This window comes from Bradyrhizobium ontarionense, assembly GCF_021088345.1.
Lineage (GTDB): Bacteria > Pseudomonadota > Alphaproteobacteria > Rhizobiales > Xanthobacteraceae > Bradyrhizobium > Bradyrhizobium ontarionense.
Genome location: NZ_CP088156.1, coordinates 7,728,104 through 7,749,711 on the forward strand (window position 1 = coordinate 7,728,104; position 21,608 = coordinate 7,749,711).

Here is a 21,608-nt window from a genome sequence, read left to right on the forward strand (position 1 = left end):
CCTGTACCCCATCACCCGGATTGCATCTTTCGATGCAATCCGACCTCTCGCCGCAGGCGGGAAGCGGTGATGGCGAGAGCATTGGCTCAGCGCTGCCGTGCACCTCTTATCTTTAAGTCCTGTATTGTTCGGAAACCCGCATGTCCTTCCTCGAACTCGATCGCGTCGGCAAATCCTTCGGCCCCAACACGGCCGTCGAAGAGTTCAGCCTCGCTGTCACCAAGGGCGAGTTCATCTCGTTCCTGGGGCCGTCGGGCTGCGGCAAGACCACGACCTTGCAGATGATCGCGGGCTTCCTCGACCCCTCGCACGGCACGATCCGGCTCGAAGGCAAGGATCTCGTTGCGATGGCGCCGGCGAAGCGCGGGCTCGGCATCGTGTTCCAGAGCTACGCGCTGTTTCCGCACATGACGGCGGCTGAGAATGTCGCCTTTGGATTGGAGATGCGCAAAATCCCGCGCAACGAACGCGAGGAGCGTGTGCGCTCGGCGCTCGCGCTGGTCGGGCTCGCCGGCTATGAGGGCCGCCATCCGCGCCGCATGTCCGGCGGCCAGCAGCAGCGTGTCGCCTTGGCGCGCGCCCTGGTGATCCGTCCGAGCGTGCTGCTGCTCGATGAGCCGCTGTCCAATCTCGATGCGCGGCTGCGCGAGGACATGCAGATCGAGCTGCGCCAGATCCAGCGCAATCTCGGCACCACGACGATCCTCGTCACCCACGACCAGATCGAGGCGATGTCGCTGTCCGACCGCATCGTCGTCATGAGCAAGGGAAAGATCGAGCAGATCGGCACGCCGCAGCAGGTCTATGAGCAGCCGGCCTCGGCCTTCGTTGCGCAGTTCCTCGGCAAGACCAACGAATTCGTCGCGACCGTCGATCGGACGACGGCGCCCGCAAAGCTCGTCGCTGGTGCGTGGAGCGCGCCGGCGCCGGCCGGAGTCGGCGGCCACGTCACGATCAGCGTGCGGCCGGAGCGGATCAGCTTCGGGGATGCAGGTCTCGCCGGGCGGATCACCAGCCGCATCTTCCAAGGCAATCACTGGCTGTTCCAGTGCGACACCGAATGCGGCTCCGCGATCGTGATCCGGCAGAACGACGGCCAGGGGCAGCCGGAGCAGGGCGCAGCGGTGCATCTCGTCTGGCAGGTCGCGGACATGAGCCTGCGCGCGGCCGGAGGCGCGGCATGAGCGCCGCCATCAGCGCCGATCCACCGTCCGCAGGCGAGACCCGCGCGGGCCTGACGCTGGCGCTGCCAGCCCTGATGCTGTTCACCGGCGTCGTCGTGCTTCCGCTGGCGATGACCGTGATGCTGTCGTTCCACGATTGGGGCCAGTACAAGGGCATCGAGCCGGTCTTCATCCTGAAGAACTGGATCGAGATCGTTGACGATCCCTACTACGCCGAGATGTTCTGGCGCACCTTCCGCGTCGCGGCGCTGGCGACCTTGATCACGGCGGCGTTCGGCGTGCCCGAGGCCTACATCCTCAACCGCATGCAGGGGCCGTGGAAGGGCCTGTTCCTCCTGGTCATCATCGGCCCGCTGCTGATCTCGGTGGTGGCGCGCACGCTCGGCTGGGCGCTGCTGTTCGGCGGCAATAACGGCCTCGCCAACAAGCTGCTGATGACGCTCGGCCTGATCGATTCGCCGGTCCGCTTCATGTTCACCGAGACCGGCATGGTGATCGCGCTGGCGCATGCGATGATGCCGTTCATGGTGCTAGCGGTGTGGACCGCGCTGCAGCGGCTTGATCCGCAGATCGAGAACGCGGCGCTGTCGCTCGGCGCCGGCTCGCTGACCGTGGTCCGCCGCATCGTGCTGCCGCAGATCATGCCGGGCGTGCTGTCGGGCGCGATCATCGTGTTCTCGCTGTCGGCGAGCGCCTTCGCGACGCCCGCGATCATCGGTGGCCGCCGGCTCAAGGTCGCGGCGACGCTCGCCTATGACGAGTTCCTCAACACGTTGAACTGGCCGCTGGGGGCCGCGGTCGCCGTGCTGCTGCTGATTGCGCTGGTCCTGATCGTGGTCGGCTCCAACGCGCTGATCGAGCGCCGCTACCAGGAGATGTTCCGATGAGCAGGAACGGTCCTGTCGCGCTGATCTTCCACGCGCTGTTCGTCGTCTTCATGGTGGCGCCGATCGTGGTCGTGTGCTGGGTCGCGTTCACGCCGGAAGGCTTTCTGTCGATCCCGATCACGAGCTTCTCGCTGCGCTGGTTCAGGGCGCTCGCCAACTATCCGGAATTCGTCCACGCCTTCGCCGTCAGCCTGTGGCTCGGCGCGCTGTCGTCCTGCGTCGCGCTGTTGTTCGCGGTGCCGGCGGCGCTGGCGATCAGCCGCTATCGCTTCCGAGGTCGCGATGCGCTGTCGGCGCTGTTCCTGTCACCCCTGATGATCCCGCATGTCGTGCTCGGCATCGCCTTCCTGCGGTTCTTCACGTCCGTCGGCATCGGCGGCACGTTCACGGCACTGGTGATCGCCCATATCGTCGTCGTGTTTCCGTTCGCGCTGCGGCTGACCCTGGCGTCGGCGACCGGCATGGACCGCTCGGTCGAGATGGCCGCGATCTCGCTCGGCGCCGACGGCTGGACCATGTTCCGCCGCGTCACCTTGCCGGCGATCCTGCCCGGCATCGTCTCCGGCTGGATGCTCGCCTTCATCCAGTCGTTCGACGATCTGACCATGACCGTGTTCCTGGCGACGCCGGGCACCGAGACCTTGCCGGTGCGCATGTTCCTGTACATCCAGGACAACATCGATCCGCTGGTGACATCAGTATCAGCCAGCGTCATCGCCATCACCATGACCGTCCTGATCCTGCTCGACCGCGTCTACGGGCTCGACCGGGTGCTCACCGCCAAAGGCGGCGACGCAGGACGATAGGAGATATGATGAACAAGGATTATGACGTCGCCGTCGTCGGCGGCGGCCTGCTCGGCTCCGCCATCGCATGGGGATTGGGCCGGCTCGGCCAGCGGGTCGCCGTGCTCGACGAGGGCGACATCGCCAAGCGCGCCTCGCGCGCCAATTTCGCGCTGGTATGGGTGCAGAGCAAGGGCCTGGGCATGCCGGCCTATACCGGCTGGACCGTGTGCGGCTCGAAGGCGTGGCCGAAGCTTGCCGAGGAGCTGAAGGCGCAGACGGACCTCGACGTCGTGCTGCAGCAGAATGGCGGCTTTCATCTCACATTGGGCGAGGCCGAGTACGAGCAGCGCAGTCAGCTCGTCGCGCGCATGCACAACCAGGTCGGCGCCGCCGACTATCAGATGGAGATGCTGCCGGCGGCGGAGGTGAAGAAGATGCTGCCGCTGATCGGGCCGGAGGTTTCCGGCGGCAGCTTCTGTCCCTACGATGGCCATGTGAATTCGCTGCGCACCTTCCGCGCGCTGCATGCCGGCATGAAGCAGTTCGGCGTCGACTATCTGCCGGAGCGGCCGATCAGCGCGATCACGCGTGACGGCAACGAGTTCAGGCTGACGACGGCGCATGGCGAGGTGCGCGCCGCCAAGGTGGTGCTCGCCGCCGGCAACGCCAACCAGACGCTGGCGCCGATGGTCGGACTGTCGGCGCCGATGGGACCCACGCGCGGCCAGATCGTCGTGACCGAGCGCACGATGCCGTTCCTGCCGCATCCCCTGACGACGATCCGCCAGACCGACGAGGGTACGGTGATGATCGGTGACAGCAAGGAGGACGAGCTCGACGATCGCGTCCAGAACCATCCGATCAATGCCGTGATGGCCGATCGCGCCCAGCGCACGTTCCCGCATCTTTCGCGGCTCAACGTCGTCAGGAGCTGGACCGGCATCCGCGTGATGCCGAAGGACGGCTTTCCGATCTATGAGCAGTCGGAGACGCATCCGGGCGCCTTCGTCGCCTGCTGCCATTCCGGCGTGACGCTCGCGGCCAACCACGCCTTCGATATCGCACGGATGGTCAAAGAGGGCGCGCTGGAGCCGGAGCTGATCGGCGCCTTCACGGCCAAGCGCTTCGATAGCGAAGTGGGAGCCGGCGGCAGTGGCTATTACTGAAAGTGTGCGGCCCGAGACGGCCACGGAGACGACGATGTTCAAACGAACTGACGGGGATGCGAGGCGATCGGTGACGATCCATGTCGAGGGCCAGGCGGTCGCCGCGCGCGAAGGCGACACTGTGTCGGCCGCGCTGCTCGCCTCCGGGCTCGACGTCCGCCGTTCTACGGCCGTCAGCGGCGCCAAGCGGCTGCCCTATTGCATGATGGGCGTGTGCTTCGACTGCCTCGTCACCATCGATGGCGTCGGCAACCGGCAGGGCTGCCTGGTGCCCGTCGTTGAGGGCATGCAAATCGAAATCCAGAAGGGCAAGCGGGAGATCGGCAAATGAGCGCGGCGCCGAAACGTGATCAATACGACGTCGTGGTGATCGGCGCCGGTCCGGCCGGCCTCGCTGCGACTGCCACGGCGGCCGGTGCCGGGTTGTCCACCTTGCTGCTCGACGAGAATGCCGGCCCCGGGGGACAGGTCTGGCGCGCGATCAATTCGACGCCGGTGAAGAGCGAAGCGTTGCTCGGCACCGACTACTGGTCCGGGGCCGAGATCGCCGAGGCTGCACGCGACAGCGGCGCGGAGATCATCCATCGCGCCACGGTGTGGAGCCTCGACCGCAATTTGGAGCTCGGCGTTTCCGTCGGCGGCGGCTCGGCCTTCATCAAGGCCAGGCGCGTCATCGTCGCAACCGGCGCGCAGGAGCGCCCGTTCCCGATCCCCGGCTGGACTTTGCCGGGCGTGATGACGGCGGGCGCGGCACAGACGATGCTGAAATCCTCCGGACTCGTGCCGGATTGTCCGACCGTGATCGCCGGACAGGGGCCGCTGCTGTGGTTGCTCGCGGCCCAGATCCTGCGCCTCGGCGGCCGCATCGATCGCGTGCTCGACACCACGCCGCGCACCAACTACATCACAGCGCTGCCTCATGCCTTTGCCTTCATGAGCTCGCCGTATCTGATGAAGGGCCTGGCGATGATGCGCGAGGTCAAGGCCAAGGTATCGGTGATCAAGGGCGTCACGGAATTGTCCGCAGGCGGCGACGGTCAGCTTGCAAGCGTGAGCTATGTCGCCGCTGGCAAGCGCGAGACGCTGCCGGCCGAGCTCCTGCTGCTGCATCAGGGCGTGGTGCCGAACGTCAATCTGGCGATGGCCGCTGGCGTCGAGCATCATTGGAGCGATCTGCAGCTGTGCTGGACTCCCGTGCTCGATGCCGACGGCAACAGCTCCGTTCCCGGCATCGCAATTGCCGGTGACGGCGCCGGCATCGGCGGCGCGCAGGCCGCAATCTGGCGTGGGCGTATCGCGGCCCGCGCTGCGGTCGAAGCGCTGGCGCCGCAGGCCGTGGCCAAGCTTCCATCTGTTCAGTCCCTGTGCAGCGAACTCAAGCGCGCCGAACGCGGCCGCGCCTTCCTCGATGTCCTGTTCCAGCCGGCGAAGCAGTTCCGCATTCCGAAAGGCGACACCATCGTCTGCCGCTGCGAGGAGATCACGGCCAAGGACGTGCTCGAGTCGGTCGCGATCGGCGCCACCGGGCCGAACCAGCTCAAGGCCTATCGCCGCACCGGCATGGGCCCCTGCCAGGGCCGGCTGTGCGGCCTCACCGTGACCGAGCTGATGGCGGAGGCGCGCGGCAAGAGCCCGCAGGAGATCGGCTATTATCGCCTGCGTGCGCCGGTGAAGCCGATCATGCTGTCGGAGCTTGCCAGCCTTCCCAAGAGCGACGAGGCGACCAAGGCCGTGGTGCGCGGATGACGGTGAGAGCGGATGCCATCATTGTCGGTGGCGGCATCCACGGCTGCTCCACGGCACTGCATCTCTGCCTCGCCGGGCTCAAGCCTGTCCTGATCGAGAAAGACTATGCCGGCCGCCACGCCTCCGGCGTCAATGCCGGCGGCGTGCGCCAGCTCGCGCGCGACGTCGCCGAGATTCCGCTGTCGATCCGCTCAATGGGCATCTGGGAGAACATCGCCGAACTCGTCGACGATGATTGCGGCTTCGAGAGTTTCGGCCAGGTGCTGGTCGCCGAGAACGACGCGGAGCTCGACGCCTGCCGCGCCCGCGTCGCCGATCTCAATGCGCGCGGCTTCACCCATGAGGAACTGATCGACGGCGCGGAGCTGCGCCGCCTCGTGCCGGCTGTGGCGGAGAGCTGTCCGGGCGGCGTGGTGTCACGCCGCGACGGCGCCGCGCAGCCCGCCAAGACCACCACCGCGTTCCGCCGCAAGGCGGAACAGCTCGGGGCGATCGTCCGCGAAGGGATGGCTGCGACGAACATCCGCAAGGAGGGCACGTTGTGGCATGTCGACGTCGAGGGGGACACCTATGCCGCGCCCATCCTGGTGAACGCCGCCGGCGCCTGGGCCGGCCGCGTCGCCGCGCAGCTCGGCGAGCCGGTGCCGGTCACGACCGTTGCACCGATGCTGATGATCACCTCGCCCGTCCCGCATTTCATCGATCCCGTGGTGATCCTGCGCGGCCGCAAGCTGTCGTTCAAGCAGTTCAAGAACGGCACGGTGCTGATCGGCGGCGGGCATCTTGCCATTCCTGACCAAGATCGCAACGAGACCGTGCTCGACTGGCGCAGCCTCGCCATCAGCGCCCGCACGGTGTTCGAGCTGTTTCCGGTGATGCGCAGCGCGACAATCGTGCGCGCCTGGGCCGGCATCGAGGCGCGCATGCAGGACGACATTCCGGTGTTCGGGCCAAGCGCCGTGCACGAGGGGCTCTATCACCAGTTCGGCTTCTCCCTGCACGGCTTTCAGCTCGGCCCCGGCGCCGGCGCCGTCATGGCCGAGCTGATCGTCCATGGCGGCACCCAGACGCAGATCGGAGAGCTCAGCATCGAGCGGTTCCGAAATCCTTCCACTTCAGCAACAGCATGAGGACATGATGACCATCATCCGCAAGATCCGCTCGGCTATCCACCACCGCATCGTCGAGGCCAACGGCTTCGTCTTCGTCGGCGGCACCATCGCCGACGACACCTCAGTGTCGATGGGCGAGCAGACCCGCAACATCCTCGGCAAGATCGACGGCTTCCTGAAAGAGGCCGGCACGGACAAGTCGCGCGTCGTCTCCGGCCAGATCTTCGTCACGGATCTGTCGAAGAAGAAGGAGATGGACGCGGTCTGGACCGAGTTCTTCGGCGACGATCTGCCGACGCGCGCCACCGTCGGCGTTGCCGATCTTGGCGGCGGCGCGCTGATCGAGATCGTCGTCACTGCGATCAAGGGTTGAACATGGCGGATTACAATCCCTTGCATTGATTGCGACGGACGCGCGGGTGCACGCCCGCGCGTCTCCGGTCATTGATTTCCTATCCGTTTCGGTCAAGACATGTCGGACGCTTGACACGAGAGAATAGCTCATGACCGATGCGCGCCATCTGCCGTCTCCCTCCGCTGGCCTCGATGCCGTGTTCCGCCACATCGACGCCGAGAAGGAGCGCTTCCTCGGCCGCGTGATGGACTACGTCCGTCATCCTTCGATCAGCGCGCACAATGTCGGCATCGCCGAGGTCGCCGCGCTCCTGGTGACGATGCTGCGCGAGATCGGGCTCGAGGCCGAGACGGTGCCGACCGCCGGCCATCCGATGGTGCTCGGACGCTGGCAGAAGAAGCCTGGCGCGCCGACCGTGCTGCTCTATGGCCACTACGACGTGCAGCCGCCGGATCCGCTCGAGCTGTGGCTGAGTCCGCCATTCGAGCCGACCATCCGCGACGGCCGCATCTATGCGCGCGGTATCGGCGACAACAAGGGCCAGCACTTCGCGCAGTTGATGGCGATCGAATCCCATCTCAAGGTGCATGGCGAATTGCCCTGCAACGTGATCTTTCTGCTCGAAGGCGAGGAGGAGATCGGCAGCCCGCGCATTGCCGCTTTCGTCGCGGAGCATCGCGAAAAGTTGAAGGCCGATTTCGTGGTCACCGCCGACGGCCCGATGCATCCCTCGGGGCGGCCGACCATGACCTATGGCGTGCGCGGCATGTGCTCGTTCGAGCTTCGCGCCAGGCATGCCAGCCGCGACGTGCATTCCGGCAATCTCGGCGGCATCGTGCCGAACCCGATCTGGACCCTCGTTCATCTGCTCGGGACGATGAAGAACGCGGCCGGCGAGATCACGATTCATGGCCTGCACGATGCGATCGTGCCGCCGAGCGAGTTGGACGTCGCTGCGGTCAAGCGCCTGCCGCTCGATCTCGACGGCGCCAAGGCGAGCCTCGGTCTCAGCCGCCTCGATGCGCCGGCGGAGCGCGGCTACTATGAGCGGCTCATGTTCCACCCGACGCTCACCATCAACGGCTTGCACGGCGGCTATGGCGGCCCCGGCAGCAAGACCGTTCTGCCCTGTGAGGCGTTCGTGAAGTGCGACATCCGCCTGGTCGAAGCGATGACGCCGGACGACGTGCTGGCCAAAGTCGAGGCCCATGTGAAAACGCACGCTCCGGAGGTCGAGTTCATCCCGCGCGGGGGCATGCTGCCGTCGCGCGTGCCGCTCGACACGCCTTATGGCGTGATCGTTCGTGATGCGATCGCGCTCGCGCAAGGAGTGATGCCGCTCGAATTTCCATGCACCGGCGGCAGCCTGCCGGACTACGTCTTCACCAAGATCCTGGGCCTGCCCGCCTTCGTCGTTCCCTATGCCAATGCCGACGAGGCCAATCACGCGCCGAACGAGAACATGACGATCGACTGCTTCTATAACGGCATCCGCACCGGGGCCGCGCTGCTCGACCGCGTCGGCTCAAGCCGAGAAGGTGAGGGGGCCGCGCCGGCCCGATCCTCTGGCAAGCCCGCGGCTGATTGATTGCCTGACCACGCTGCGGCTCATCCTCTCCGCGAGGGAAGTTGTTGCGGCAGGCATCATCGTTGCTCACGCATCCTCTGTATCAGGACACCTAAATCCGTATTTGTACGGATGCCGATCCCTTGGATGTGCTCAATGAATTGTTGGCGCGTCAGCTGGCTGGATGCCGCAAGTAATTAAATCAAAAGACTACGTCCGGTAACCTTCGGTCACTGTAGACCGAGGAAATTACCGTGAAACTCAATCTGAAGATCACATGGAAGCTCGTCATTCTCGTGAGCGTGACGATTATCGGCCTGTGTGTAGCCGGTGCTCTCGCGGCCTATATGGTCAAGCGCGAGATGTTGGCCGAGCGGACAGATCAGCTGAGAGCCATGATGGAGGTCGGGCGCAACGTTGCGCTGTCGTTGCAGAAAAAAGTCGAGTCCGGTCAGCTGACAAAGGAGGCGGCGGTTGCCGAGTTCGTCAATCGAATCGAGCCGATGACCTATGACAACGGCACTGGCTATCTCTTCGTCTACAACATGGACGGCACGGTCGTTTACCTGCCCGGCTTCAAGCCGGGCACCAACCGGCTCGAGGTCCTGGTCAACGGCCTGCCGGTGACACGGATGCTCCGCGACATGGTCGCCAAAGCCGGCGAGGGCACGGTACAGTATGATTTCGTCAAGCCGGGCCAGCAACTCCCGATCCCGAAGATGTCCTACGTGGGGGGCATCCCGGCCTGGAACATGTTCATTGGCGTCGGCGCCTATTTGGACGATCTCGATCTCAAGCTTCAGCCGCTCATCGCGGCGATCGGTATCGCGATGCTGATGATTGGCAGCGTTTCCGGCGTGATCGCCTGGCTGATCGGTCGTAGCATCACCCGACCCTTGGGCGTGCTCGGCGCGCGCATGAAGTCGCTGGCCGACGGCTCGCTCGATGACGAGATCCCGGGCGTCGGTCGCGGCGATGAAGTCGGCGCCATGGCTAAGACGGTGCAGGTGTTCAAGGACAATGCCGTGCGGATCCGCGGACTTGAGCAGCTCGAGGCGGAAAACCAAGCTCGCGCGGCTGCAGAACGTCAGGCGACGTTGCAGAGGATTGCTGACGAGTTCGAGCGTAGCGTCAATGGCATCGTCCGTTCGGTGTCGGCCGCTGCAACCGGGATGCAGGCGAGTGCGCAATCGATGACGGCGACAGCCAGCGATGCCAGCTCGCGGGCCTCAAGCGTTGGCGCTGCGTCGGCGAGATCGTCCGATAACGTCAGCACCGTCGCGGCTGCCGCCGAAGAGCTGTCCGCCTCGGTCAGCGAAGTGCTCCGGCAAGTATCGCAATCGAGCGAGATTGCAAGCAAGGCGGTCGGCGATGCGGAGCGCACCAACGCGACGGTCCAGCAACTGTCGAGCGGCGCCGAGAAGATCGGCGAAGTCGTGCAACTGATTCACAGCATTGCGGCGCAGACCAACCTGCTTGCCCTCAATGCGACGATTGAAGCCGCGCGAGCCGGAGAGTCCGGCCGCGGCTTTGCGGTCGTCGCGTCCGAGGTGAAGGCGCTCGCGAGCCAGACCGCCAAGGCCACCGAGGAGATCTCGGCTCAGGTTTCGGCGATGCAGGCCTCAACCAGCGAAGCCGTGAACTCGATCAGCGCCATCACCGGCACCATCGCTCAGATGAGCCAGATCACCATGCGGATCTCGGCAGCCGTCGAAGAGCAGGGGGCCGCGACCCAGGAAATCGCCCGCAACATCCAGTCGGTGGCAGCAGGTTCCAGCGAAGTCAACGCCCACATCGGCGGAGTCAGTGCCGCCGCGGAGGCAACCGGTACGGCGGCGAGCAATGTGCTGTCGAATGCCCGTGACCTCGACGGTCAGTCCAGCATGCTGCGCAGCGCCGTGGACCAGTTCCTGAGCAAGGTCCGTGCGGCCTGAAAGTCATCATACCCTGAGTGAGATGATTCGGTTCGAATCGTCTCCGCACTGCAGGTTCGTCGTTGAGCATTGATCTTTCGCGCCGTGGGCTTCGGCTGATGTCGCGAGAGAGGCCCTATCTTGCTCCGTCGGTTCGGACCGCGCGGCGCTGACCGGCGCATCTGTGCGACCTTGTTGAATTCCAACGACGTCGCCGATGCAGGAACGCTTGCTTCTCCATGCGCTGCGCGTCGGAAAATGACACCCATCTCCATCAGCTCGCGGCCGAACGGGTGTGCGCCGCATGTGCCGTGCCGTCTGATTGCCGCAGCGCAGAAGCCGTCATCGCGTGGCCACGAAAGGATGGCATGGAGACCGCGTTCCGTCACGTTGCGGTCGAATCAGCCGCACGCGGCGAGATCGCGCATGGATTAACGCAGTTGATATCGCCTAATCTCGAAGGGGATTAGTAACTGTCGCTTCAGGGCTCGGAGCTGTCGCATGCACGACCCCGTTGATCAGCCCCGTCATCAGCCGAGTTCCGATATACATCGGGCTGGCGGTGAACCGGACTCTGCAACACGGACCCCTGCGGTTCCATCCGATACGGTTCCACTGCTCCAGCTCGACCGGTCGCCTGCAATCGAGCCCGAGGCGGGCCTGGACCACGCAAGTGATGATCACGGCGTGATCAGCCAGGAGGACCAAGACAAGCCGCCGCTCGTCATACCGACGATGTGGCGCTGATCACGGTGGTTTGTTCTTCCCCGGACTCGTGCAGCAAGCATCCCGTAGCGGTATTCCTGGCTGGCTAGGGAACCGGTTGAGGGCAGCAACCTCCGGTAACAACCGGATACCCGCGACTCACCTAGTGTAGTAGAGCAAACAAAGCCCTTCTTGGGGCGTTTCCTCCCTGGACTTGGGCCGCCTGGACCGATGGTGCAGGCGGCTCCCTTCTTTTTGGAGGTCGGTCAGCTCTGGTTGTCTTCCAGTTGGACCCAGGGGCGTTGGCCCCTGTCGCGTTCTTCGAAGCCGACGATGTCGCCGGTGAGCGACAGCGCGAGGTCGAGATCGTCCCAGCCATTCAGCAGCTTGGTGCGCCAGATCGGATCGGCGGTGAATGAGAAGGTGCGGTTGCCGAGTCGGATCAGGCAGTCATTGAGATCGACCGTGATCGCGGTTCCCCCAGTCTGCAGCAGTGCGAGAATCTCCTCCACGTCGGCTTCGCCGACTCGCGCCGGCAGCAGGCCGTTGTTGACCGCATTGGAGGCGAAGATGTCGCCGAAGCTCGACGCGATCACGCAGCGAAAGCCGAAATCGGCCAGCGCGTAGACGGCCGCCTCGCGTGAGGAGCCGGCGCCGAAATTGCGCCTGGCCACCAGCACCTCGGCGCCATCAGCGGTCGCCGCGTTGAGCGGGAAATCAGGCCGCGCCTCGCCCGTCTCGTCGAAGCGCATGTCGTGGAGCAGATATTGCCCGTAGCCGTCGGCGCGCGAGCGCTTCATGAAACGCGCCGGAATCAACTGATCGGTGTCGATGCTGGCGAGCGGCAGCGCGCAGGCGGTGGTCCGCAGGATATCGAACGGCTTCATACGTCGCGCCTCAGCAGTGGTCTGATGTCGGTGAGATGGCCGGTCACCGCCGCGGCCGCGACCATCGCAGGTGACATCAGGTGCGTGCGCGCGCCGGGCCCCTGCCGGCCTTTGAAGTTTCGGTTGGTCGTGGAGGCGCAACGCTCACCCGATGGGACGAGGTCGCCGTTCATGCCGACGCACATCGAGCAGCCCGAGCCGACCCAGTCGAGGCCGGCAGCGATGAAGATGCGGTCGAGGCCTTCCTGCTCCGCCTGCTGCTTGACGAGGTGAGAGCCGGGCGAGACCAGGCCGGGTACGCACGCCTTGCGGCCGGCGAGAACGTGGGCTGCGGCGCGCAGATCCTCAATGCGGCTGTTGGTGCAGGAGCCGATGAAGACGCGGTCGATCCGGATCGTGTCGAGCGCCTGGCCCGCGGTCAGTCCCATGTAGTCCAGCGCCTCGCGCACATGGCTCGCGCGCGATGGATCGTCGAGACCGGCGGGGTCGGGCACGTGCGCGCCGATCGGCAGTGCGTCCTCCGGGCTGATGCCCCAGGTGACCGTCGGCGCGATGTCCAGGCCATCAAGCGCGATCTCGCGATCGAAGGCCGCGTCTGCATCGGTCGCGAGGTCATGCCAGGCGGCGATGGCGCGATCGAGCATCTCGCCCTCGGGCGCGAACGGTCGTCCCTTCACATAGGCGAATGTGGTCTCGTCCGGCGCGATCATGCCGCAGCGGGCGCCGCTCTCGATCGCGAGGTTGCACAGCGTCAGCCGGCCTTCCATCGACAGCGCGCGGATCGTGGTTCCAGCATATTCGACCGAGTGCCCCTGCGCGCCGTCGGCGCCGATCTCGGCGATGATCGACAGCGCGATGTCCTTGGCGGTGATGCCGGGCGCGGTGGCGCCGTCGACGGTGATGCGCATCCGCTTCGGTTTTTTCTGCCACAGGCATTGCGTCAGCAGCACATGCGCGACCTCGGAGGCGCCGATGCCGAAGGCCAGCGCGCCGAACGCGCCATGCGTCGAGGTATGGCTGTCGCCGCAGACCATGGTGAGGCCGGGCAGGGTGAGACCCTGCTCGGGCCCGACCACGTGGACGATGCCCTGCCGCGGATCGTCGAAGCCGAAGATGCGGACGTCGTTGGCGCGGCAATTGTCGTCGAGCTGCCTGATCATGCCGGCGATGTCAGGCGCGATCTCGCTGAGCACGCGCGTCCGTGTCGGCACGTAATGATCGGCGACGCCGATCGTGAGGTCCGGGCGACGCACCTTGGCGTGCTTCTCCTTCAGCTTGTTGAAGGCGTGGAACGAGCCCTCATGCACGAGGTGACGGTCGATGAACAACAGGTCCGCGCCGTCCTCGCGGCGCGTCACCACATGCGCATCCCAGACCTTGTCGAACAGCGTGCGCTGCTGCCGTGCTTCATCCGTCATGCTTGCAGGTCCTCAACCGATCTCGTCATCAGCGCGCGACGGTTCTTCATGTCGTCATCCGTCATGCTGATGGGAAGGGGGCGCGCGCCGCCATGTGGCCTTGATACGTCGCCTCCAGCGCCGTGCGCGGCGCATTGTTGTCGCCGGCCTGGATCACCGGCAGCCGGGCGCGGCGCAGGGAGAGATACAGCGTCTGGTCGGCGCGGTTGTGGTCGATCGCGATCAGCGCCGAGAAGCCGGCGAGGCGCTCGATGTCGCCGGTCGAGAGATCCTCGACCTCCAAGACCTCGCCGTCGAACGATCGCACCGCGCGCAACGTCGCGATCCGCACCCTTCGCTCGCGAAGGCGGCGGCTGTTGGCGAGCGTCGAATAGACCGTGGTGCGCCAGGCGTAGCTCGCCGCGGGCACGAACAGCGTCACGGCCTTGCCGAGGTCGGCGAAATGTTCCAGCGCTGCCAGCGTGCCCCATTCGCCGGTGCGGTCGAACACGGCAACCGACGCGCCGAGCCTGTCCGGCGCCTGGAGCGCGTCGGGCAGGGTCAACAAAGGTCCGCTGCCGGGAATAGACATCGCCGTGGTGGTCGAGCCCGTTGCCAGGATGATGCGATCGGCGCCGAATGCCGCAATCGCGGTGGCATCTGCTTCTGTGTTGAAGACGATGGAAATGCCGAGCCGCGTCAGCGCCGCGATCTGAAACTCCACGAACGCCGTGAAGTTGGCGCGCTTCGGCATCAGCCAGGCCGTGCGCAACTGCCCGCCGAGCCGATCGCTGCGCTCCCACAGCGTTACGTCGTGTCCGAGCGCGGCGGCGACACGCGCGGCCTCCAGCCCTGCGGGACCGCCGCCGATGACGAGGATTCTCTTCGCCGCAGCGCGCGGCAGCGCCTCGGGCTCTTCGAACTGGTCTTCCAGCCCCGCGATGGGATTGATCAGGCAGCGGATCGGCAGGTTCCGCTCCAGCATGCCGGCGCAGCCCTGGTTGCAGCCGATGCAACGGCGGATCTCGTCAAGGCGGCCCCCGATGGACTTCCTCACGATCGCCGGCTCGGCGAGATGCGCGCGTGCCATGCCGACGGCATCCGCCTGTCCGCTCGCGATCATGGCATCGGCTTCATCCAGTCCGGTGAACCGGCACACCGCAAACACCGGCGTGTCGAAACCATCCGCGCGCAGCTCGCGGCGGATGCGCGCGGGCAGGGTGCGGAACGGTGCCGTGTCAAACGCCATGTCGGCCATCTGCGTCGCCAGCGAATAGCTCGCGACATAGGCCGAGTGCGAGACGTTGACGAAGTCGATTCGTGTCCCGCGCGCCAGCATCGGCACGATGCGCTCGACCTCGTCGATGCCGAGCCCGCCGTCGATGTATTCATCGCCGCTGATGCGGATGCCGAGGCAGAAGCCGGTGCCGAGCTCTGCGCGCAAGGCCGCGAGCACGCGGGCCGGAAAGCGCAGCCGGTTCTCCAGTGAACCGCCATAGTCATCATCACGCTTGTTGGAGAGCGGCGACATGAACTGCTGCAGCAGATGGCCGTGCGCCATCTGCAGCTCGATGCCGTCGAAGCCGGCGGCTACCAGATTGCGTGCCGTGACGAGGTGGCCTTCGATCACCTCCTCCATGTCGAACTCGTCCATCGGCCGCGGCGGCAGCGCCGAGATCGACCACGGGATCGGCGAGGCGCCCCACGCCACCGTGCGCTCGAAATCGCCCTCGACCTGCCGGCCGAGATGGATGATCTGGCCGAGCATGGATGCGCCTTCCGCCTTCACCGCATCGGTGATGCGGCGGAACGGATCGATGCAGGCGGGATCGAAGCCGCACACCGCCTGCGGCCGGCCGAGCGAGTTGGCGTGCACGCGGATGGATTCGAAGATGATCGCGCCGACGCCGCCGCGCGCGCGGGCGCGGTGATAGGCGAGGTGCTGCGGGCTCGGCAGGTGATAACAGCCGAAATTGGTCGTGTGCGCCGGAACGAAGATGCGGTTGCGGAAGCGCAACGGACCGACGTCGAGCGGGCTCAGGGCCTGCGCAAATGGCTGATGCTGCGACAAATCGCGTGATCCTCCCAGCGATCGATCCAAGGTTCAATCCATGGCTCGATCCTTGCTTCGATTGCGGTGGCCGAATCCCGTTGACCTAAGCTGTCATATTTTCTATACACCTCATGTATTGAAAGCAAGATAGCTCAAAATCACTGGGGCCAGCCCACCTTGCGCGCCGCGTCCGAGCCACTGAAGGCACGACGGATCTACCTGCTCTTGAAGGACAAGATCGCATCCGGCGAGCTTGCGGATGGCGAGCGGCTGCCGGGCGAGTTCGCGCTGGCGGAGGAGCACAACGTCTCCCGCGTCACCGTCCGCCAGGCGCTCGATCTGCTTGCGGGGGAGGATCTCATCCAGAAGAAGAGCGGTCTTGGCACCTTCGTGCATCGCCCGGCGTCGAAGGTGCGGACGGTGCTGGCCGACGTCGCCAACGTGTTCGCGCATCTGATCGAGATGGGGCGCTCCACCGACGTCCGCCTCCTGGCCTTCGACTATGTCACGCCGCCCGACCAGATCCGCGAGGCGCTGCAGCTTGCGCCGGACGAGCGCTCGCAGCGCTCGGTCCGCGTCCGCCTCGTCGACGGCGTGCCGTTCTCCTATCTCGTCGCTCATGTGTCTGAGCGCATCGGTCGCCTCTATTCGCGCGAGGATCTTGCACGCATGCCGCTGCTGGAGCTGATCGAGCGGTCGGGGCTGACCAGTGCATCAGCGCGGCAGGAGATCAGCGCCGTGCTGTCGGGCCCCGATGTGGCCGAGGCGCTCGCCGTCGACGTCGGCATGCCGCTCGTGGCCCTGCGCCGCACGGTCTACGACAAGCAAGGTCATCCGATGGAGCATCTGCAGGCGCTCTACCGGCCCGACCGCTACACATTGCAGATGAACCTCGAACGGACGGGCGACGAAGGGCACCGGCACTGGAGTCCGACCGCCGAGGTGTACCGCAGGGAGCGCCCGCGCCGGCGGCCGCCAGTCAGGAAAGTGGGGAAGTCATGACGCGTCGTTCAAGGTCACTGTCACGCCGCACCGTGCTCAAGAGCGGTGTTGCGCTCACCTCGATGCTGGCGGCACCCGGTCTTCTCCGCGCCGAGCCGGCGCCGGTGAAGGTCGGCCTGCTGCAGCCGATCTCCGGCGCCTTTGCGCTCGATGGCGATCTCGCCAGGATCGGCGCTGAATATGCCGTCAAGGAGATCAACGACGCCGGCGGCATCAAGGCGCTCGGCGGCGCCAAGCTCGAGCTCGTGCTCGGCGACAGCCGCTCCAATGCGGAAGCCGGCGCGCAGGCGACCGAGGAGCTGCAGTCGGCCGGCGTCGCCGCCGTGCTCGGCGGCTTTGCTTCAGGGATTGCGCTGACCGCGACGCAGACCGCGGCACGCTATGATCTGCCCTTCGTGGTCGACTGTGCGGTGGCCGATACGATCACCGAGCGCGGCCTGAAGAACACCTTCCGCTTCAATCCCAATTTCAGCATGGCGACCGATGTCGCGCTGAAGAACCTGGTCAAGTTGAATGACGACGCCGGCAAGCCGGTGAAGACGGTTGCGATCGTGCACGAGGACGGCCTGTTCGGCTCGGGCCTTGCCAAGATCATGCAGCAGAAGCTGCCGTCGCTCGGCTTCCAGATCGTCGAGACCATCGCGCATCCGACCCCCGCGCGCGACATGTCGAACGTCGTGCTGCGGCTGCGCGCGCTCAATCCCGACCTGATCGTGCCGTCGCATTATTTCAACGAGTTCGTGCTGATGGCGCGCACCCTGCAGCAGCAGCGCGTCCGTCCGAAGGGCATCTACGCCGTGTTCGGCGGCGCCGCGTCGAGCTACCGGTTCGTCAACGAGTTTCCGGAAGCCGCTCAGGGCGTGATGGATTGCAATCATTGGGGCGATCCGAAGAGCCCGATCACGGCCAAGCTGCGCGAGACGGTGACCGCGGCCGGCAAGTTCTACGCCTACAATACGCCGATCAACTACTCGCTGATGAAGGTGTTTGCGCAGGCCGTCGAGAAGGCCGGCAGCGCCGACCGCGCCAAGATCATCGAGGCGCTGGCCGGAGGCGAGTTCGACAGCGGCATCATGCCCTACGGCAAGACCAAGTTCGACGCCAAGGGCCAGAACTTGAGCGCGCTGCCGCTGAACACGCAGGTGCAGGGCAAGGACATCAAGGTGATCTATCCAGCCGACTACGCCGACGCCAAGCCGGTGTTCCCGATCAACGGCTGATTGGGCGGGGGGATGAGGCACGAGCTGCGGTAGAACGCTGCAGCCCAGTGCTCGCTCACGTTGGATCCGAGCGTTCGCCGCGACGGTGGTGCGTTCCCTCTCCCCGTTCTTACGGGGCCGCGACGAGCTTCGCTCGCGCTGAGAGGGTTGGGGTGAGGGGCAGCCGCACGGGAAGTGTCTGCGGCTAGACCTGTACCCCCTTCACCCGGATTGCATCTGTCGATGCAATCCGACCTCTCCCCGCAGGCGGGGAGAGGTGAAGATCGAGCAAGCGGCAATCGGGTCGCGTACCAGGTGGATCGCATACAGCGTCTGCTGAAACAGAGGATGTGATGTACTCGCCCCAGATCGTCGTGGAGGCGCTGTTGAACGGGCTGATGCTGGGCGCGATCTATGCTCTGATCGCGCTCGGCCTGACGCTGATCTATGGCGTGCTGCATATCGTGAACTTCGCCCACGGCGCGCTGCTGACGGTGGCGATGTTCATGGTGTGGCTCGCCTGCGCGCGCTTCGGGCTCGATCCGTATCTGGCGATCCTGGTCGTCGCCCCAGTCATGTTCGCGTTTGGCTATGCCTTGCAGCGCTTCATCATCGGGCCCGCCAGCCACGGCAAGGACAACGGCATTCTGCTGGTCACTTTGGGACTGTCGATCATCATCGAGAACGCACTGCTCGCCGCGTTCCAGTCGGACACGAGGACGATCACCAGCGACTATTCATTCAAGGTCGTCGAGCTCGGTCCGCTGCTGTTGTCGTTCCCGCGCGTGGTCGGCTTCGGCGTCACCATCGCCACCACCTTGCTGCTCTGGCTGGTGCTGCACCAGACCGACATCGGCAAGGCGATCCGTGCAGTGGCGAAGGAGAAGCTCGGCGCCAGCCTCGTCGGCATCAGTGTGCCGCACGTCTACGCCATGACCTTTGCGATCGGCTGCGCCTGCCTCGCGGTCGCTGCGGGCCTCCTGATGCCGTCCTTCTATGTCAGCCCGAAGACCGGCGCGGCCTTCGTGCTGGTGGCCTTCACCATCGTCGTGCTCGGCGGCATGGGCTCGATTCCCGGCGCACTGATCGGCGGCCTCTTGATCGGCGTGGTCGAGGCGGCCTCCAGCCTGTTTCTCGGTGACAGCCTCGGCCAGATCGGCATCTTCCTGATCTTCATCGTCACCCTGCTGGTGCGCCCGACCGGCCTGTTCGGAGCGCGCACATGATGAGGCCCAGGCTGCCGACGCTCGCCATCATCGTTGTCGCGCTCGCCACGATTGCCTTCGCCTGCCTGTCCGGCGCGCTGCTGAACCTGATGATCTTCATGATGATCATCGCACTGGCGGCGCAGGGCTGGAACATCCTCGGCGGCTATGCCGGCCTGTCGTCGTTCGGCCACGCCGCCTTCTTCGGCGCCGGCGCCTATGCGATGGCGGTGCTGCAGACCCGCTTTGGTATCAACGCGTGGATTGCACTCGTCGTCGGCATCGCGCTCGGCGCACTGGTCGGCGCCGTCATCGGCTTTCTCAGCTTCCGCTCGGGACTCAAGGGCTCCTATTTCGCGCTGATCACGCTGGCCTTCGCGGAGGTCGCGCGCATCCTTGCCAACAGTACCGATTTCACCGGCGGCGCCGCCGGCATCCTGCTGAAGCTGCAGACCGGGCTGCCCTATCTGCAATTCGCCGATCGCCGCTATTTCCTGCTGATCACCATCGGCTTCGTCGCGATCGGCCTGCTGGTCAGCTGGTGGCTGGAGCATTCGCGCTTCGGCGCCTATCTCGTGGCGCTGCGCGAGAACGAGCAGGCGGCACAGGCGCTCGGCGTCGACGTGTTCGCGGTCAAGATGAAGGCGATCGCGATCTCCGGCGCATTGACCGCGGCCGCCGGCTGCCTCTATGCGCAGAACTATCTGTTCATCGACGCCAACGTCGCGTTCGGCTCTTGGATCTCGATCGAGGCGCTGTTCGCGGCCATCGTCGGCGGCGCCGGCACCGTGCTCGGTCCCCTGATCGGCGCGATTGTGCTGTTGGGTTTAGGCGAACTCACGAAGTGCGTTTCGGGCGGCATTCCGGGCATGGACCTGCTGGTGTTCGGCGTCATCCTCGTGCTGTCGGTGGCGTTCTCGCCGAACGGGCTGGTGATGCTGATGAAGAGTCTCGGCCTGCGCGCGCCAGCAAAGGCGAAGGAGGCGTGATGCTGGAGGTCAAGGCACTCACGAAGCGCTTCAGCGGCCTCGTGGCGGTCGACCAGGCCTCGCTGTCGGTCGCCAAGGGATCGATCACCGGCCTGATCGGGCCGAACGGCGCCGGCAAGACCACGCTGTTTGCGATGGTCGCGGGCTTCCTGCAGCCCGATGGCGGTGCGGTCCATTATGACGGCCGCGACATCACCGCGCTGGCCCCGCATGTGCGGGCACGGCAGGGCATCGCGCGCACCTTCCAGATCGTGCAGCCGTTCGAAGGTCTGAACGTGCAGGAGAACATCGCCGTCGGCGCCTACCTGCACACGCCGCACGCTGATGAGGCCATGCGGCAGGCGGCCGAGATCGCACAGCGTGTCGGCCTCGGCGGCGATCTCACCAAGGCGTCGTCCGATCTCACCGTCGCCGGGCGCAAGCGGCTCGAAGTGGCACGTGCGCTCGCGACGAAGCCGCGTCTGCTGCTGCTCGACGAGGTGCTGGCCGGGCTCAATCCATCGGAGATCCGCGACGTGCTGCCGCTGGTGCGCGCGATCCGCGACCAGGGCGTCACCATCCTGATGATCGAGCACATCATGCAGGCCGTGATGAATCTCTGCGACAAGGTCTATGTGCTGTCGCAGGGGCGGATGATCGCGCAAGGCGAGCCCAAGGCCGTGTGCGAGGATCCGCAGGTGATCGAGGCCTATCTCGGTCACGGCGCCGCCGAGCGGCTGCGCGCGGAGCAGGCCCATGCTTGAGGTCCGCGATCTCCGCGCCGGCTATGGCGGAACGGAAGTGCTGCGCGGCGTCAGCCTCGACGTCAAGGCGGGCGAGGTAGTCGCCGTGCTCGGCTCTAACGGCGTCGGCAAGACCACCTTGAACAAGGTGCTCTCGGGTTTGGTGCCGGCAACCGCAGGCTCCATCCGCTTCAACGGTGCGGCGCTGGAGCACGCCGCTGCGCCGCAGATCGTCTCGGCCGGCTTGATCCATGTGCCGGAGGGACGCAAGATCTTCCCCAATTTGTCGGTGCGCGAAAATCTCGAGCTTGGCGCCTATTGCCGGCCGCGGCGCGGCCGGGCTGAAAAAATCGAGCAGGTCTATGCGACGTTCCCGAAGCTGAAGCAGCGCGCGCGCCAATATGCCGGCACGCTCTCCGGCGGCGAGCAGCAGATGTTGGCCATCGGGCGCGGCCTGATGGGCGAGCCGAAGCTGCTGATCCTCGACGAGCCGTCGCTCGGCCTGTCGCCGCTAATGGTGGAGGAGATGTTCGCGCTGATCGCGCGGCTTGCGGCATCCGGGCTCGCGATCATGCTGGTCGAGCAGAACGTGGTGCAGTCGCTGGAGCTCGCGGGGCGCGCCTACATCATGGAGAACGGCCTCATCACGCTGTCGGGGCTCGCGACTGAGCTGAAATCCAATGCCGAGCTGAAGCGCGCCTATCTCGGTCTCTAGAGATCGGCGCATCAGC

At 65.7% G+C, this 21,608-nt stretch carries 19 protein-coding genes; 16 read left to right on the forward strand and 3 right to left on the reverse strand.

Features of this window, described 5'->3' with window-relative positions; translation table 11 throughout:
- Nucleotides 1–140: 140 nt before the first annotated feature.
- The 10 genes from LQG66_RS33785 (at nucleotide 141) to LQG66_RS33830 (ending at nucleotide 10,739) form a co-directional block, all read left to right on the forward strand.
- Nucleotides 141–1,184, forward strand: a complete 1,044-nt coding sequence (locus LQG66_RS33785; RefSeq protein WP_231320122.1) for an ABC transporter ATP-binding protein — start codon at nucleotides 141–143, stop codon at nucleotides 1,182–1,184.
- Nucleotides 1,181–2,071, forward strand: a complete 891-nt coding sequence (locus LQG66_RS33790) for an ABC transporter permease (protein WP_231320123.1) — start codon at nucleotides 1,181–1,183, stop codon at nucleotides 2,069–2,071. The genes LQG66_RS33785 and LQG66_RS33790 overlap by 4 nt, the downstream gene beginning before the upstream one ends.
- Complete coding sequence (locus tag LQG66_RS33795) at nucleotides 2,068–2,877, forward strand: ABC transporter permease (protein ID WP_231320124.1); 810 nt, start codon at nucleotides 2,068–2,070, stop codon at nucleotides 2,875–2,877. The genes LQG66_RS33790 and LQG66_RS33795 overlap by 4 nt, the downstream gene beginning before the upstream one ends.
- 8 nt (nucleotides 2,878–2,885) lie before the next feature.
- Complete coding sequence (locus tag LQG66_RS33800) at nucleotides 2,886–4,025, forward strand: NAD(P)/FAD-dependent oxidoreductase (RefSeq protein ID WP_231320125.1); 1,140 nt, start codon at nucleotides 2,886–2,888, stop codon at nucleotides 4,023–4,025.
- A 34-nt stretch (nucleotides 4,026–4,059) separates the two neighbouring features.
- Nucleotides 4,060–4,356 (forward strand): (2Fe-2S)-binding protein, encoded by a 297-nt coding sequence (locus LQG66_RS33805; RefSeq protein WP_231320126.1) that lies wholly within the window; start codon nucleotides 4,060–4,062, stop codon nucleotides 4,354–4,356.
- Nucleotides 4,353–5,771 carry an NAD(P)/FAD-dependent oxidoreductase gene (locus LQG66_RS33810; protein WP_231320127.1) on the forward strand — a complete coding sequence of 473 codons (1,419 nt, stop codon included), beginning with the start codon at nucleotides 4,353–4,355 and terminating at the stop codon, nucleotides 5,769–5,771. Before LQG66_RS33805 ends, LQG66_RS33810 begins: the two co-directional genes overlap by 4 nt.
- The gene (locus tag LQG66_RS33815; protein WP_231320128.1) at nucleotides 5,768–6,901 is read left to right on the forward strand and encodes an NAD(P)/FAD-dependent oxidoreductase; all 1,134 of its coding nucleotides are present in this window, start codon (nucleotides 5,768–5,770) and stop codon (nucleotides 6,899–6,901) included. The genes LQG66_RS33810 and LQG66_RS33815 overlap by 4 nt, the downstream gene beginning before the upstream one ends.
- A gap of 7 nt (nucleotides 6,902–6,908) precedes the next feature.
- Nucleotides 6,909–7,256 (forward strand): RidA family protein, encoded by a 348-nt coding sequence (locus LQG66_RS33820; protein ID WP_231320129.1) that lies wholly within the window; start codon nucleotides 6,909–6,911, stop codon nucleotides 7,254–7,256.
- A gap of 130 nt (nucleotides 7,257–7,386) precedes the next feature.
- Nucleotides 7,387–8,826, forward strand: a complete 1,440-nt coding sequence (locus LQG66_RS33825; protein WP_231320130.1) for a M20/M25/M40 family metallo-hydrolase — start codon at nucleotides 7,387–7,389, stop codon at nucleotides 8,824–8,826.
- Between the two features lie 233 nt (nucleotides 8,827–9,059).
- The gene (locus LQG66_RS33830; RefSeq protein ID WP_231320131.1) at nucleotides 9,060–10,739 is read left to right on the forward strand and encodes a methyl-accepting chemotaxis protein; all 1,680 of its coding nucleotides are present in this window, start codon (nucleotides 9,060–9,062) and stop codon (nucleotides 10,737–10,739) included.
- Nucleotides 10,740–11,689: 950 nt separating this feature from the next.
- Here LQG66_RS33830 and leuD read toward each other — a convergent pair.
- The 3 genes from leuD to LQG66_RS33845 all read right to left on the reverse strand — a co-directional run bounded on the left by leuD (nucleotide 11,690) and on the right by LQG66_RS33845 (nucleotide 15,778).
- Entirely contained in the window at nucleotides 11,690–12,310 is a 621-nt protein-coding gene (gene leuD / locus LQG66_RS33835) for a 3-isopropylmalate dehydratase small subunit (protein ID WP_231320132.1), read from the reverse strand.
- Entirely contained in the window at nucleotides 12,307–13,728 is a 1,422-nt protein-coding gene (gene leuC, locus LQG66_RS33840; RefSeq protein WP_231320133.1) for a 3-isopropylmalate dehydratase large subunit, read from the reverse strand. Before leuC ends, leuD begins: the two co-directional genes overlap by 4 nt.
- Nucleotides 13,729–13,789: 61 nt before the next feature.
- Nucleotides 13,790–15,778 carry an oxidoreductase gene (locus LQG66_RS33845; protein WP_231320134.1) on the reverse strand — a complete coding sequence of 663 codons (1,989 nt, stop codon included), beginning with the start codon at nucleotides 15,776–15,778 and terminating at the stop codon, nucleotides 13,790–13,792.
- 159 nt (nucleotides 15,779–15,937) lie between these two features.
- Here LQG66_RS33845 and LQG66_RS33850 point away from each other — a divergent pair, with 159 nt between their 5' ends.
- From LQG66_RS33850 to LQG66_RS33875, 6 genes are all read left to right on the forward strand, one after another.
- A complete protein-coding gene (locus LQG66_RS33850) occupies nucleotides 15,938–16,762 on the forward strand; it encodes a GntR family transcriptional regulator (RefSeq protein WP_231320135.1) in 825 nt (274 codons plus the stop codon).
- Entirely contained in the window at nucleotides 16,759–17,982 is a 1,224-nt protein-coding gene (locus LQG66_RS33855) for an ABC transporter substrate-binding protein (RefSeq protein WP_231320136.1), read from the forward strand. The genes LQG66_RS33850 and LQG66_RS33855 overlap by 4 nt, the downstream gene beginning before the upstream one ends.
- Before the next feature lie 332 nt (nucleotides 17,983–18,314).
- Complete coding sequence (locus tag LQG66_RS33860) at nucleotides 18,315–19,187, forward strand: branched-chain amino acid ABC transporter permease (RefSeq protein ID WP_231320137.1); 873 nt, start codon at nucleotides 18,315–18,317, stop codon at nucleotides 19,185–19,187.
- Nucleotides 19,184–20,155: a branched-chain amino acid ABC transporter permease gene (locus LQG66_RS33865; RefSeq protein WP_231320138.1), complete on the forward strand. Its 972-nt coding sequence runs from the start codon at nucleotides 19,184–19,186 to the stop codon at nucleotides 20,153–20,155. Before LQG66_RS33860 ends, LQG66_RS33865 begins: the two co-directional genes overlap by 4 nt.
- Nucleotides 20,155–20,898 carry an ABC transporter ATP-binding protein gene (locus LQG66_RS33870; protein ID WP_231320139.1) on the forward strand — a complete coding sequence of 248 codons (744 nt, stop codon included), beginning with the start codon at nucleotides 20,155–20,157 and terminating at the stop codon, nucleotides 20,896–20,898. Before LQG66_RS33865 ends, LQG66_RS33870 begins: the two co-directional genes overlap by 1 nt.
- Nucleotides 20,891–21,592 (forward strand): ABC transporter ATP-binding protein, encoded by a 702-nt coding sequence (locus LQG66_RS33875; protein ID WP_231320140.1) that lies wholly within the window; start codon nucleotides 20,891–20,893, stop codon nucleotides 21,590–21,592. Before LQG66_RS33870 ends, LQG66_RS33875 begins: the two co-directional genes overlap by 8 nt.
- The last annotated feature ends 16 nt before the right edge of the window (nucleotides 21,593–21,608 follow it).

Excerpts from the sequence above, each read along its gene's own strand:
- LQG66_RS33815 (WP_231320128.1), top strand. The coding sequence starts at position 5,768 with ATGACGGTGAGAGCGGATGCCATCATTGTCGGTGGCGGCATCCACGGC.
- LQG66_RS33825 (WP_231320130.1), top strand. The coding sequence starts at position 7,387 with ATGACCGATGCGCGCCATCTGCCGTCTCCCTCCGCTGGCCTCGATGCC.
- leuD (WP_231320132.1), bottom strand. The coding sequence starts at position 12,310 with ATGAAGCCGTTCGATATCCTGCGGACCACCGCCTGCGCGCTGCCGCTC.
- LQG66_RS33795 (WP_231320124.1), top strand. The coding sequence starts at position 2,068 with ATGAGCAGGAACGGTCCTGTCGCGCTGATCTTCCACGCGCTGTTCGTC.
- LQG66_RS33860 (WP_231320137.1), top strand. The coding sequence starts at position 18,315 with ATGTACTCGCCCCAGATCGTCGTGGAGGCGCTGTTGAACGGGCTGATG.
- LQG66_RS33870 (WP_231320139.1), top strand. The coding sequence starts at position 20,155 with ATGCTGGAGGTCAAGGCACTCACGAAGCGCTTCAGCGGCCTCGTGGCG.
- LQG66_RS33855 (WP_231320136.1), top strand. The coding sequence starts at position 16,759 with ATGACGCGTCGTTCAAGGTCACTGTCACGCCGCACCGTGCTCAAGAGC.
- LQG66_RS33875 (WP_231320140.1), top strand. The coding sequence starts at position 20,891 with ATGCTTGAGGTCCGCGATCTCCGCGCCGGCTATGGCGGAACGGAAGTG.
- LQG66_RS33865 (WP_231320138.1), top strand. The coding sequence starts at position 19,184 with ATGATGAGGCCCAGGCTGCCGACGCTCGCCATCATCGTTGTCGCGCTC.
- leuC (WP_231320133.1), bottom strand. The coding sequence starts at position 13,728 with ATGACGGATGAAGCACGGCAGCAGCGCACGCTGTTCGACAAGGTCTGG.
- LQG66_RS33800 (WP_231320125.1), top strand. The coding sequence starts at position 2,886 with ATGAACAAGGATTATGACGTCGCCGTCGTCGGCGGCGGCCTGCTCGGC.
- LQG66_RS33805 (WP_231320126.1), top strand. The coding sequence starts at position 4,060 with ATGTTCAAACGAACTGACGGGGATGCGAGGCGATCGGTGACGATCCAT.
- LQG66_RS33790 (WP_231320123.1), top strand. The coding sequence starts at position 1,181 with ATGAGCGCCGCCATCAGCGCCGATCCACCGTCCGCAGGCGAGACCCGC.
- LQG66_RS33785 (WP_231320122.1), top strand. The coding sequence starts at position 141 with ATGTCCTTCCTCGAACTCGATCGCGTCGGCAAATCCTTCGGCCCCAAC.
- LQG66_RS33820 (WP_231320129.1), top strand. The coding sequence starts at position 6,909 with ATGACCATCATCCGCAAGATCCGCTCGGCTATCCACCACCGCATCGTC.
- LQG66_RS33810 (WP_231320127.1), top strand. The coding sequence starts at position 4,353 with ATGAGCGCGGCGCCGAAACGTGATCAATACGACGTCGTGGTGATCGGC.